Genomic DNA, 13,358 nt, shown 5'->3' on the forward strand with positions numbered 1-13,358 from the left:
TTTGGTTCAGTAGGATAAAGGGAGCCGGTATGAATACGCGCCAGGAAAAAATTATCGAACTGGTCAATGCGCGTGGCAGCATCACCGTCAGTGAACTGGCTCGCGTTGTCAGTGTGTCTGAGGTGACGATACGGCAGGATTTAACACAACTTGAACAGCAGCGCGTGTTACGTCGCGTTCACGGTGCAGCCATCGCCCTGGACAGTGATAATGTGAGCACACGGATGAACACACGTTTCAGCATCAAACAGGCTCTCGCCCGTTATGCCGCCGGACGCGTCAATGAGGGCGAATCAGTTTTTATCGAGGGCGGCAGTACGAATGCCTTACTGGCACTTGCGCTTGCCAGTCGAAAAAATCTGACGCTTATCACCGTCAGTCACTATATCGCTCATCTGCTGAAAGAAGCCGATTGTGAGGTCATTGTGCTGGGAGGCCGGTTACAAAAGAGCAGTGAATCGATGACCGGGCCACTGACGCGTTACTGCATTCAGCAGACCCACTTTCATAAAGCGTTTATTGGTGCTGATGGCTGGCACCCGGAAACCGGTTTTACCGGTCGCGACATGCTACGGTGTGACGTGGTGGACGCTGTCCTGGCAAAAGACGCTGAGAGCTATGTCCTGACAGACAGCAGTAAATTCGGACAGCTTTATCCCTATCCTTTATCGCCCGGTTATGCGCCGCGTCATGTCATCACGGAACACGGCTTGCCCGCGGATACCGTGAACCGGCTTACAGAGCAAGGCACCGAGGTGATACCGGTGACGATCGCTTAAAGGTGGCTGACGGTTTCAGGGTGCGACGCTGACAGAATCGCGCGAAACCAGACTGGCGATAAAAGGCTTACGCTGCATTAACTCGCCGCCATCGAGCATGGCGACCAGCCGGTTGATAGTTTCATTGATCATGTCGGTAACCGGAAACTTCATGCTGGAAAGCGAGGGAATCACATACGGAGCCAGCGGGATGTCATCAAAACCTATCACCGAAACTCTGGCCGGTACAGCAATGTTGTTTTCCGTGAGTTGTTTAATGGCACCAATTGCCATTTCATCGTTGCTGGCTACGATAGCGCTGAAAAACTCGCCGCCGGCGAGCAGGGATTTGACCGCCAGCATGCCGCTTTGTGCGGTCCACTTACCCTGCACAATCAGCTGGGGATTAGGCGCAATGCCCGCCGCGCTTAATGCAGCCTGATAACCGGAAAGTCGTTCCTGACTGGTAGGAGAATCCAGCGAGCCGGTGATAAACGCGATATCACGATGCCCCTGTTCAAGCAGATGATTGACAGCCAGCCGCCCTGCTGCCTGCTGGTCGCTGAATACACAAAAACTTTCATGAATGCGCAGGCGGCGATTGATTACCAGAATGGGTTGTTTGTGGTCGGAAATAATAGCATCCAGTTCATCAATACTCAGAAAGCGCGGATAGATGATGATGCCATCGCAGCGCAGATCGAGCAAAAACTGAATCGCCGCGCGCTCCTCAGCGGCAGTGTGCTTCCCGTCAGCCAGAATTAACTGACGATTCTGCTGCTCCATAATCCTTGCGGAATGCGACATTAACTCGCTGAAAATATTGCCGCTGTACAGTGTGTTAGTCACCACCAGCCCTATGGTTTGTGTACTTTTATTTGCCAGATTACGGGCCAGTAAATTGGGCCGATAGCCTGTTTCAGCGATAGCCTGCAAAACGTGTTCACGTTTCTCTTTGCCGACGTAACCGTTGCCCGACAATACCCGGGAAACCGTTGCTTTTGAGACACCGGCGCGTTTTGCCACTTCTGAAATCGTTGTCATATGAGGATCGCCAGAATTCTCAGCCTGAAAGCAGTCTACCTAAGTCTTTCATTATTTGAAATATTTACACGCCAGCCCACAGGGCGCGCCAGATCATTGACAGTGACCTTAATCACAGAAATAACACAGGGTGATTATTGGCGCTTGTGTCAGCCCCAAAACAGCTTCATGATTTTGTGAAACCGGTTTCCTATTTTGCCGTGCCGATCGTCAGTGGTCACGCAACGTTCCCCTGGCGAAAGACGTAAAACAATAAGGCAGCCGTCATGAGCGGAAACCAGAACGCACTTCCCTCTACCCTACGAGAGAAACATCATGTCAGGAAATTATGCCGGGATTTCACAGGCCATCGTTACCGCCTTAGGTGGCCTGAACAACATTAGCGCCATTACGCATTGTATGACGCGCCTGCGTTTTGTCGTGAAAGACGACGACAGTGTCGATCTGGCGGCCCTGAAGGCCGTCAACGGCATCATGGGCGTCGTGCATACCGATACACAGTATCAGGTGATCATCGGGAATAATGTTGCCAAAGCCTATCAGGCCGTTCTGGCGCTCGGTCAACCGCAGGCTGAAAGCGCTGCGCCAGTTAAACGTCGTATCACGCTGAAAAGCATTGGTGCCGGTATTCTCGATGCGCTTGTCGGTACCATGTCACCACTGATTCCGGCGATCATTGGCGGATCGATGGTCAAACTGCTGGCCATGATTCTGGATATGGCGGGCGTTTTTGACAAAGGCTCGTCCACGCTGATCATCCTGAACGTTATCGGGGATGGGGCATTCTTCTTTTTACCGGTCATGGTAGCGGCTTCTGCCGCACTGAAATTTAAAACCAATATGTCACTGGCGATTGCTATTGCCGGCGTCCTGGTGCACCCCACTTTCATCGATTTAATGGCCAAAGCAGCTCAAGGCCAGCATGTCGAGTTTGCTTCTGTTCCGGTGACGGCGGTGAAATATACCTATACGGTGATCCCCGCGCTTGTGATGACGTGGATTCTGTCCCATATCGAACGTGGCGTGGATCGGATTACGCCTGCCGTCACCAAAAACTTCCTTAAGCCGATGCTGATTGTGCTGATTGCGGCACCGATTGCGATTGTATTAATAGGTCCCATTGGCATCTGGATCGGCAGCGGTATCTCTGCGCTGGTCTACACCATTCACGGCTATCTGGGCTGGCTTTCCGTGGCCATCATGGGCGGGCTGTGGCCGCTACTGGTAATGACCGGCATGCACCGGGTTTTTACCCCTACCATCATCCAGACGATTGCAGAAACAGGTAAAGAAGGCATGGTGATGCCTTCAGAAATTGGGGCCAACTTATCACTTGGCGGTTCGTCGCTGGCCGTCGCCTTCAAAACGAAAAACCGCGAATTACGCCAAACGGCGCTTGCAGCCGCGGCCTCCGCTATTGTGGCCGGTATTTCTGAGCCTGCTCTTTACGGTGTCGCCGTGCGCCTGAAACGCCCATTAATCGCCAGCCTGATGAGTGGCTTTATCTGCGGTGCCGTTGCCGGAATCGGCGGGCTTGCCAGCCATTCAATGGCTTCGCCAGGATTATTTACCAGCGTGCAGTTTTTTGATCCGTCCAACCCCCTGTCGATTGTCTGGGTCGTGGCGGTAATGGTGCTTTCTGTCGTGCTGTCGTTCATTCTTACTCTCATTCTGGGGTTTGAAGATATCCCTGAAACGACCCAGCCGTCTGCGCCCTCGTCCGTCGTCACCGCAGAAAAAGCGAACGCGGTTAACGCCAGTTAATTAATGATTACAGTATCAAAGAGGATGTCATGTCTGAGTCAGTATTCCCGGAAGGATTTTTATGGGGCGGTGCCCTGTCCGCAAACCAGTCAGAGGGCGCCTTTCTTGAAGGCGGGAAAGGATTAACGACCGTTGACATGTTACCGCTTGGCCCGGCACGCATGCCGGTGAAACTGGGGCAGGAAAAACGCGTCACACTGCGCGATGATGAATTTTATCCCAGCCATACCGCTATCGACTTTTATCATCGCTATCGCGAAGATATTGCGCTGATGGCAGAAATGGGATTCACCGTCTTTCGCACCTCTATCGCCTGGAGCCGACTTTTCCCTCGTGGAGATGAATTAACGCCCAACGAGCAGGGGCTGGCGTTTTACCGTGATCTGTTTACCGAATGTCGTCGCTATGGCATTGAGCCACTGGTGACGCTGTGCCATTTTGACGTGCCGATGCATCTGGTAACGGAATATGGATCGTGGCGTCATCGTAAAATGATCGCGTTTTTCGCACGCTATGCACGAAGCTGTTTTGAGGCATTCGACGGCCTTGTGAAATACTGGCTTACCTTCAATGAAATTAACATCATGCTGCATAGTCCGTTTTCAGGCGCTGGGCTGGTGTTTGAACCGGGTGAAAATACCGAGCAGGTTAAATATCAGGCCGCCCATCATGAACTGGTTGCCAGTGCGCTGGTAACGAAAATTGCTCATGAGGTCAACCCGGCCAACCAGGTAGGCTGCATGCTGGCAGGCGGCAATTTTTATCCCTGGTCAAGTAAACCCGACGATGTCTGGGCGGCACTGCAAAAGGATCGTGAAAATCTGTTTTTTATCGATGTGCAGGCACGTGGCGCCTACCCAGCGTATTCCGCGCGTCTGTTTCGAGAGAAAGGCATTGAGATCGTTATGGCGGAAGACGATGCGGAGATCCTTAAAAACACTGTCGATTTTGTTTCATTCAGTTATTACGCCTCTCGCTGCGCATCTGCTGATATGCATGACCAGAACAGCAGCGCAGCCAATGTCGTCAAATCGCTGACTAATCCGCACATCGCACGCAGTGAATGGGGTTGGGGCATTGATCCGCTTGGACTTCGCATCACCATGAATATGATGTACGACCGCTATCAGAAACCGCTGTTTTTAGTCGAGAACGGTCTGGGTGCACGTGACGAGTTAACACCAGAAGGCGAAATCATAGACGATTATCGTATCAGCTACCTGCGTGAGCATATTCGCGCCATGGCTGACGCGATTGGCGACGGTATTCCCGTACTGGGTTATACCACATGGGGCTGCATTGATTTGGTGGCGGCTTCAACCGGTGAAATGAGCAAGCGCTATGGTTTTGTCTATGTTGATCGGGACGACCACGGTAACGGGACGCTGGAAAGACGCCGGAAAAAATCGTTCTGGTGGTACAAGAAAGTCATCGCCAGCAATGGCCGCGATCTGGATTGAGTCGGTGTGCAGCCACGAGACGTGGCCAGACGCGACGGCGGTGAAGCATTTAAAGGGATAAGGCGACAGATAATACTGTCGCCTTCTGGTCCGGTTATTTTTGCAGCAGCCAGTGTTCAATCTCGCTGGCTGGCAGCGGTTTAGAAAAAAAGTAGCCCTGAATCTGGTCGCAACCATATTGCTTCAGCAGACTCAGCGTCGCTTCGGTTTCGACCCCTTCCGCCAGAACCGTATAATTCAGCTCCTTCAACATCTGAATAATGCTTCTGACAATCACTCTGGACGCCTGATCGTTGTCCATGCGGTTAATCAGAGACATATCAACTTTGATAACGTCTAAGGGAATTTCCTGTAAATAGCTGATGTTGCTGTAGCCTGTGCCAAAATCATCCAGAGAGATAACAAACCCCTCGGTTCTCAGCGCTTCCAGGCCGTTTATAGCAACATGGCTTTCTGTAATGAGTTCATTTTCAAGGCACTCCACGCCCATAAAGGACGTAGGCAAATCAGCAGCCTGCATTTTACTGGCCAAATCTGCCGCAAAGCCGGGGCGTGAAAAGTCACGTTCACTGACGTTAACTGAGACAGGAATTAACTGATATTCCTGTTTCCACGTTTTGAGTTGAACGATGACACGATCGATGACCCAGTCCGTCAGCACCGAGATCAGGTTTGTTTTTACAGCCAGGGGAACGAAATCGGCAGGGAACAGCTCGCCTCGTTCCGGGTGATGCCACCGGATCAACGCTTCCAGCCCCACGGTTTTGCCGGTTTTTAAACACACTTTGGGCTGATAAGCCAGATAAAGACCTTCGTCTTTTTTCAGCGCCTGTGCCAAATCATTCATGATGAGAAAATCATCCGTGCGGCGCGAATCATAAGCATGATCGAAGGTCATGGCACCGCAATTCTGATAAATGCATTCATGCAGTGCGCTTACCGCCTGACGAACGATTTCATTGGCATCTATCTCTCGGGAAACAAACTCTGTTTCACCTGCATAAACGTCGATATCGATCGTGATATTATCCGCTAAATCCGCCTTCAAATTCTTGAGAACATCAATCGTGCTTTGTGCCGTGTACCCTTCAAGATAGGGCTGGATGAGGGCAAACCGACCCGGTGCAAATGAATAAAGCATATCATCGGACTCAAGTTCGAGGCGCGCACTGACTAGGCCGGCGATTTGCCGGAGCAGGTTTTCTACCGGCGCGATACCAAAGGTGCGCGAGAGTTCATAAGCATGCGGAATATCAATGCAGTCGATAAGAATAAGGCGGAAGCGTCGATCAGGATTGCTCACGGCCAGCTGCTGCATATCACGCAACAACCGCGGGCGATTAGGAAGATGCGTAATCAGGTCAGTAAAACTGGCCAGATTCCAGGCATCCAGAAATGAGGTGACCAGCCTCGCTAACGACTTTAAGGTTTCGAGTTGCGCATCGTTAAAGGTATGGGGTTGCGTATCTGTGACGCATAACGTGCCCAGAACCAACCCTTCAACATTACATAATGACACACCCGCATAGAAGCGGATATGCGGCTCGCCTTCCACTAACGGATGGAAAGAGAACCGATTGTCTTGCAGTGTATCCTGAATGACCAGTTGGCCGTCGCCATCAATAACATGTCGACACAAGGAAACATCACGTGACGACGCTTTAAGATTAAAGTTGCGGGAAACTTTAATGTATTGATTTTTGTCGTCAATAATTGAGATAAAACTGCCCGAAATGCCGAGTGCCTGCGCGGCAAGCTGTACAAATTTTTCCAGCACCTCATCCCTGGTTACATCAGGTGACAAAAGTGCTTTAACCGCTTTAAGACGATTTTCTTCATTGCCACTTTGATTATCGTGCACAACAGCCTCCCCATGTGCGGGTGCAAAACGCAGAAAACAATTTAGCCTAATTTTAAATATTTAGCGCCACATTGACCGACAATTTATAGCAAACAAGAGGCCATGCGAGACTGTATAACATGCAAGAAAAGGTTTTAAGTCATTTTTAACCGTAAATGTCACAACGTTCTGCGTTATGCCCGACACGCAGGCGGCACTTTTGGTGAGGAGACGACATCGCTGTCAATGTTCAGGCACAATAATCGATCAGCTTACCCCATTAAGGGTATTGGTCCACATTAAGCGGTTTTTTCTCCCGACGCTTCATCTTGCCACAGGCTGCCTCTCTCAGTAATGAATGCGCATTCAGTTATTACCTGTTGCGCGCCTGTAAGACTGCCGTTATGAAATATTACTTAAGCTTTTCTGTCAGAGATAAGAACTTAATAATGGCAAAACATCCTGACGGCACAGACGTTAATTAAATGCAAAATGTAAAGTTATGGAAGCAAAGATTAACAAACACGGTCGGGGGCTTCGTGATGGCGCGAGGAATACAGAACAGTTCAGGCATCTTAGTGTCTGCAGACACGATAAATGTCAGCAGACTTCTGGCTGAAAGCATAAGGAAATGGACGTTAGCCCGCTATCGCCGGCTACGGTATGCTGAACAGCTTTTCTTTTCGCTTATTAAACGACGCCCTGACGGTAATGATGGGCTGACACGCTGATAATTGGTACACTTATTGCCTTGGCGGAACAATGCCAATGCTGAACTCGATTAACAGGTTAAACAACCCTGCCAGTTGGCGCCAGCAGGTCTGGGTTGCTCAGGAAATGAAGTATGCTGACTGACGATCAACTGAATTACATTTTCAGCCACCCCGACGAATTTTCAGATCAGGTTGTGGCAATGGCGAAAGAGATACGGGTTTACCGTGCTGCGTTCGCACAGCCCTATGCGATCATTGAACCATTAGGTATGACGTTTATTGGCGATGAAAATGGCGCGATGGTGTGGCATCCGAAACACTACGAAGAAGGCGATACGCCGCTCTACCTCAGACCATCAATGGAAGAATAACCGTTGTGACGCATTCATACTTACACATCTGTAAATCCCCGTCCTGGCACGCCCCCGTTCACCTTCATTCATGTCAACGCTGCGAGACTCATGTTACACACTGATCCTCCCTTAGTCAGCCCTGCTCTTCACCCTGTAGCATCAACACTTCATCTATCCATGTTTAGTTTGATTCGAGACACTGCCTGGCGCTGCCATGATGCGTGTGGCGTGACCACCCGCTCTGCAGAAAGATAAGCGATTCGGTCACTTTTCATCGTCAACGCATACCGATGCCGTCCATTGTGGTTGTTAGCATTTGTCCCGGCTCTGCACTTACTGAATCACTGATGTGATGCGACAAGCGCGTGATTTAAGCGAGACCCAATCATCACAACACGCGATCACCGCTTTCAGCCGCCACCGGGCGAGTCAGAAAACGCGGGTTGACCGCATTTCTCTGGGCCCCATCGTTGCGGCTTCTGCGCCCATCAGTTTTTGTAAGTTGTTACTGGCAAAATAATGCAGGCAACTCAGGCAGGATGAGCGATAGTCAACGTAGGCACGCTGCTGGACAGGAGCGCTTTCCTGACGTCTGCGTCCAGATTAGCGTCAGTGACAATATCCGTCAGCGCATCCAGATGAACCACATTGAAAAGAGACCAGGCACCGTATTTTGAACTGTCTGCCAGCAAAACACGTCGCCTCGCATTGATGATCAAATCGTGTTTCAGAGCCGCTTTTTCTTCCGTGGGCGATGTCACGCCTTTCGTCATATCCCATCCATTACCACTCAGGAAAGCAATGTCAGGATTGATATTGTTCAGCATCTTTCGACCGTGATCGCCAATGCAGGACTGGCTGCTTTCATCGATTCGCCCACCAATGATGGTTACTTCAATCTGCTTAAACTCGGAGAGGAACAGCGCAATATGTAAGTCATTGGTGATCACACGTAGCGGCATATGGGTAATTTGCCGGGCCAGCTCAAACATCGTCGTCCCTGCATCAAGGATTACAGCATCGCCTGCTTTAATGAAGGTGGCTGCAACGCGCGCAATAGCATGTTTTTCAGGCTGATTCCGTGACGATTTTTCCAGCGTGGTCGGCTGCGATGGAATAAAGCGGTTAAGCGTTACGCCCCCGTGCGTGCGGCTGACCACTCCTTCCTGATCGAGTTTAACCAGATCACGCCTGATAGTGGCAGGAGAAGCGCCTGTGACCGAAACAAGCTGTTCAACCGTTACCAGATTATTTCCTTTCAGGTAATTCATTATCGATTCTAAGCGACTGTTTTCTTTCATCTTCACATTGACCAGGGCGTTTTCTTTTTTTGGATCATGCAGATATGATCGCAAAGTGCGATTTTTCTGTCCAGGTAATACTGAGAAGATGATTGACTCAGCTCACGGGTGAGTAAATACCTTTGGATTCCTCACTGCACGACTGAAGTGACGGTGATCCGCTTTCCTGCGCCATGCATACTCTCATCGCGAAAGCATTCTGTTCAGCATGACTTCTCAGCGAGCGACGGCGTGTTAATGCTCTTAGATGAATATAAGGTTTCGTCCCACTTCGTCTGAAACGAGGACGGTAAAAATTTGATGTGAAAGGCGAGATGACTGATTCAGGCGTGAAGTCGGGACAGGTTGAATGCGGTATCTGGAGCACTGCTGACGCAATCAAAACGGCAGCGGTCCCTGCTGCGAGTGATACGATGTCTTTATCGTGACATATAATATTAACCGGACCTTACATCGCGCTTCGATATTCCGGCCAGGCCACCGCGTCTGAATGAAGCGCACCTGAAGGAGCAAATAAACTGCCCTGGAAATTAATCACGCCCGCTGCTTCCAGCCACATCCACTCCTCCGCTTTCACGATGCCGGCAGCAATGACCGTAATCTCTAAGGCAGAGCAACATTTTATGATGGCCTGAACCACGGCTTGTTTCGGACCACTGCGGTGAACATCGGAAGTGATACTTGAGTCAATGCGAATCCGGTCGGGCTGAATATGTGTCAATAACGAGAGCCCGGCGGAACCGGCACCAAAATTATCGACGGACAGACTGATGCCCGCAGCCTTAAGCTCCCTGACGGCAACCGAAAAAGCTTCCACGCGTGAAATAACTTCCGTTTCGCTGACACCAATGACCACCTGCTCAGGGACCAGTCCTGCAGCATTTATGGCCGCAACAATGGTCTGAACCGCATCAGGTACGACAACCAGCGTCATAGGCAGCAGACTGACATACAGCGTCATCTCGTCCGGGCAGGCCCGCCCGGCCATCCTGAACGCTGTAATCACCGCGTCAAGATCGGCATCATGTAACTGCTTTGACGAATCGCGCTGTTCAGTACGACGAAGCCGTGCGTCCGCTATCGCCTCAATCGCCGTCACTTGACGGGCAAGCGGATCGACGACGGGACGGAAAGTAATACCCGATACCGAAGGCGTCACCTTGCTGGCAGTGGTGCTTTCCGGAATGAATTCCCAGTATTCGGAGGGCAATACCTCGAAGTAATTCTCTTTCTCACGCGCCTCAACAAAGGTACGCAGGAACTGCAACGCGCGGTCAGCATAAGTTAACTGGTACTTCGACGTGCCTTTATCCAGCACCGCCTGAAGCACAGTGGAACGATCATGCTCACGTAAATCAAACAATTCCATGCCGGCATTACCGAACCGACGCGAGGGCGCATAATCACGCATCAACTCGACCAGGTTATGGTGACGTCGATCAGCACAAATGCGCTGATAAATGGCAAGCACGCCCTCTTCCGGGCCTTCCAGTAACTGGAAAAAGTGCGTGCCATTGAACAACAGAATACCGGTCACATCATGAGACGCATTCAGTATGCTGGCATCATCCACCATTCCGGGTAGCGTCTTAACAGGAACGTCATCCGAGATATGGCTGCGATAAATTATTGTGGTCAGCAAAGGGCATCTCCAACATCAACGTGATTGTAGTCGTCAGCTTATCAGTTATTCCTTTAACATGCAGGTCTCGGTGCGCGGACTGACGCAATAATTTACATTAAATTGCATCAGGGAGGAACAGTGATGGCGCGCAAGACAAAATAACACAAAGTAAACCCGGATAGGCTTCTCATTAATTATCGTTACTTTTTCAGCGGGGAACGATTACTGCCCTGACCTCTTTTAAAAGAGATATTTTTTAACTGCTAATGAGTGCGCTTTTATTTATTTTTTAACTCTATGTTTTAAAAGGTTTTAACCCACCTGCCGGTGACCCGCGCTTCTGGGTTTGCAGATTTATCCACCTGAAGCCGGCCCGACATGCCGCACGGAGAACGTCGGGAAATGTATCGCAGCCAGAAATTTGCCTTATAAAAAAGCGTAAGCGAAAATAAAATCTTCGTTCGAGGCTCCAGGGTTTCTGTTCTTTCCTCACCTGCCGTATTAATCAATACGCATTAACTCAAAAAATAAACGGCCTTCATTCGGGACGTAAACGGTTATTCCATGACGGTTTAATATCGCAACGCATTAATTGCTTTCGCCTTTTATAGTGATTGGCTTTTATTTTTTAAAATCAACGTACAATTATTTTTTGCAATATCATTCAGCATATGGGCAGGAGCGGCAATGGCTCAGGAACCTGGCGACAAGGAATATCACCGCACCAGAACAACACAGTCACTGCGCTTCTCAGACAGAGGCCGGGATGAGGTGCTGAAAAAGTTTTTACGTCTGGCCTGTCAGTTAGTTGGTATTAATGGAAGTTATATCGCTGTCTTAAATGACGATAAGCATAGTGTGCGTGCCAATTACAATATCGAGCTGAGTGACACGACGCGCGACCAGGCCTTATGCCGGCATGTTGTCGAAAGTGATACGACGGTCATTGCACCCGATACCCGGCTTGATCCGCGTTATGCCCATCACCCTTTGATTGTCCATGCCCCTTATATTCGCTTTTATGTCGGTACGCCGCTGAAAAACGCTCATGGACAGATACTGGGAACGCTATGCCTGACGGATACGGTGCCACGGACTTTTAGCCACCAGCAGAAACAGATCATTGAGTCACTGGCTGGATTGGTTGTTGCCTTTCTTGAAGCCTGGCATTCGGCGGCCTTTATCGAACCTGTTACCGGCATGGCCAATCGGGAACGTCTCTTTCGCGACATTCTGCATCTTGCCACGCTGAATGACACGGCACTGCGCCGTCTGGTGCTTATCGACTGTATTGATATGTCACGCGCCTACGACCTGTCCCGGTCACTGGGCATGGCGTCGCTGGAGTCCTTGCTTAAGGATGTCGCCACCCTGTTAAGGTTACGTCTTCGGCCTGCCAGTGGTGAGTCGATTTACACGATCGCGACTGGCCGCTTTGCGATTTTGACCCGTGCAGAAAGCCACGTTAGCGCAAAATGGGTTGAGGAACGGTTAAACGGGATTCATGCCGATATGGGCGACGGCCTCACTATGGCGTTGGCGACCTGTACCGCGCAGATCGACTTTATCGCCGGCCAGACCTTCCCCCAGGACGCTCTCAGACAGGCAGTCAATGCGCTGGAACGCGTGAGCGGTCCGTCCGTTCGTCTGTGTGATGCTGTTAGTGATGGAATTAAAGACGCGAGTTCCCCCGCTGATTTCACCTTAATGCGTGATCTGGCAGACGCGCTGCGGCGCAACCAGGGACTGTATCTGGTTTTCCAGCCCAACGTGTGCTTGCTCAGTGGTAAACCGGTTGGCCTCGAAGCGCAGATCCGTTGGCATCATCCCCAACGTGGAGAGCTGGCAGCCGATAACTTTACTTCACTGGCCGTTGGGACTGAGCTGGGCACAACACTCACGACCTGGCTGATTGACAGCACTATTGCCCGGCTTAAACGTCTACGTAATCATCCTATTCAGTTACCTGTCACAATCAGTATTCATGAGCGGGATGTGACAGATCGGGCGTTTGCAGAAAAGCTGGCGGAAAAAATGCTTAAGGCAACCTTACCTGTGTCAATGCTGGTCATCAAAATCGTTCAAAAAGAGCATATCATTGACAGCCCCTCAGCCATGCTGGGCCTGGAAATGCTAAGACGTATGGGATTCACAATGACATGGGAATATATCGCGAAAGGCTATCGCAAAATACGCTATCTGCGCGGGATGCCGCCTGATGTTATAAAACTGGATAAAACACTGGCCAACCAAATTCATGCAAATATTACTTCCCGACTTATCGCACACAGTATTTTTACGACGCTCAAAGAGCTCAACCTCCTTGTTTTAGCCCACAGCGATCGTCCCGCCTCTGTGGTCACCTCAGATAACAGTGAGGCTACCTATGAATATTTCAACATTAAACCTATGACAGAAACGGAACTCGATCCCTGGCTGAAATGGAAGTTACCGGGATAAGCGTTTTCTCCCCGTTCTGTACTCGTGGACTATCCTGCTGG

Annotated in this window: 9 protein-coding genes; 5 read left to right on the forward strand and 4 right to left on the reverse strand. The window is 50.4% G+C overall.

Annotated elements, in window-relative coordinates; all coding sequences use genetic code 11:
- The first annotated feature begins 29 nt into the window (after window positions 1–29).
- A complete protein-coding gene (locus RAC60_RS21415) occupies window positions 30–779 on the forward strand; it encodes a DNA-binding transcriptional regulator YciT (protein WP_006121999.1) in 750 nt (249 codons plus the stop codon).
- Between the two features lie 15 nt (window positions 780–794).
- Here the strand turns inward: RAC60_RS21415 and RAC60_RS21420 are convergent, their stop codons facing one another.
- Window positions 795–1,802 (reverse strand): LacI family DNA-binding transcriptional regulator, encoded by a 1,008-nt coding sequence (locus RAC60_RS21420; RefSeq protein WP_058702515.1) that lies wholly within the window; start codon window positions 1,800–1,802, stop codon window positions 795–797.
- Window positions 1,803–2,117: 315 nt separating this feature from the next.
- Here RAC60_RS21420 and ascF point away from each other — a divergent pair, with 315 nt between their 5' ends.
- Together ascF and RAC60_RS21430 are read left to right on the forward strand one after the other, a co-directional pair.
- Window positions 2,118–3,566: a PTS cellobiose/arbutin/salicin transporter subunit IIBC gene (gene ascF / locus RAC60_RS21425; RefSeq protein WP_058702514.1), complete on the forward strand. Its 1,449-nt coding sequence runs from the start codon at window positions 2,118–2,120 to the stop codon at window positions 3,564–3,566.
- A 29-nt stretch (window positions 3,567–3,595) separates the two neighbouring features.
- Window positions 3,596–5,026, forward strand: a complete 1,431-nt coding sequence (locus tag RAC60_RS21430; RefSeq protein ID WP_033742371.1) for a 6-phospho-beta-glucosidase — start codon at window positions 3,596–3,598, stop codon at window positions 5,024–5,026.
- Between the two features lie 94 nt (window positions 5,027–5,120).
- Here RAC60_RS21430 and RAC60_RS21435 read toward each other — a convergent pair whose 3' ends face one another.
- The gene (locus tag RAC60_RS21435; RefSeq protein ID WP_058702513.1) at window positions 5,121–6,887 is read right to left on the reverse strand and encodes a GGDEF and EAL domain-containing protein; all 1,767 of its coding nucleotides are present in this window, start codon (window positions 6,885–6,887) and stop codon (window positions 5,121–5,123) included.
- Between the two features lie 823 nt (window positions 6,888–7,710).
- Between RAC60_RS21435 and RAC60_RS21440 the strand changes: the two genes are divergently transcribed.
- On the forward strand, window positions 7,711–7,950 hold the full coding sequence (locus tag RAC60_RS21440; RefSeq protein WP_058702512.1) for a hypothetical protein: 240 nt from the start codon (window positions 7,711–7,713) through the stop codon (window positions 7,948–7,950).
- A gap of 512 nt (window positions 7,951–8,462) precedes the next feature.
- Here RAC60_RS21440 and RAC60_RS21445 read toward each other — a convergent pair.
- A complete protein-coding gene (locus RAC60_RS21445) occupies window positions 8,463–9,233 on the reverse strand; it encodes a DeoR/GlpR family DNA-binding transcription regulator (RefSeq protein WP_375094299.1) in 771 nt (256 codons plus the stop codon).
- Window positions 9,234–9,681: 448 nt separating this feature from the next.
- Window positions 9,682–10,875 carry a diguanylate phosphodiesterase gene (locus RAC60_RS21450; RefSeq protein WP_054634040.1) on the reverse strand — a complete coding sequence of 398 codons (1,194 nt, stop codon included), beginning with the start codon at window positions 10,873–10,875 and terminating at the stop codon, window positions 9,682–9,684.
- A 669-nt stretch (window positions 10,876–11,544) separates the two neighbouring features.
- Here RAC60_RS21450 and RAC60_RS21455 point away from each other — a divergent pair.
- The gene (locus RAC60_RS21455) at window positions 11,545–13,317 is read left to right on the forward strand and encodes an EAL domain-containing protein (RefSeq protein WP_058702511.1); all 1,773 of its coding nucleotides are present in this window, start codon (window positions 11,545–11,547) and stop codon (window positions 13,315–13,317) included.
- The last annotated feature ends 41 nt before the right edge of the window (window positions 13,318–13,358 follow it).

It is taken from the genome of Pantoea sp. BR_17, from assembly GCF_041955125.1.
Taxonomy (GTDB): Bacteria; Pseudomonadota; Gammaproteobacteria; order Enterobacterales; family Enterobacteriaceae; genus Pantoea; species Pantoea stewartii.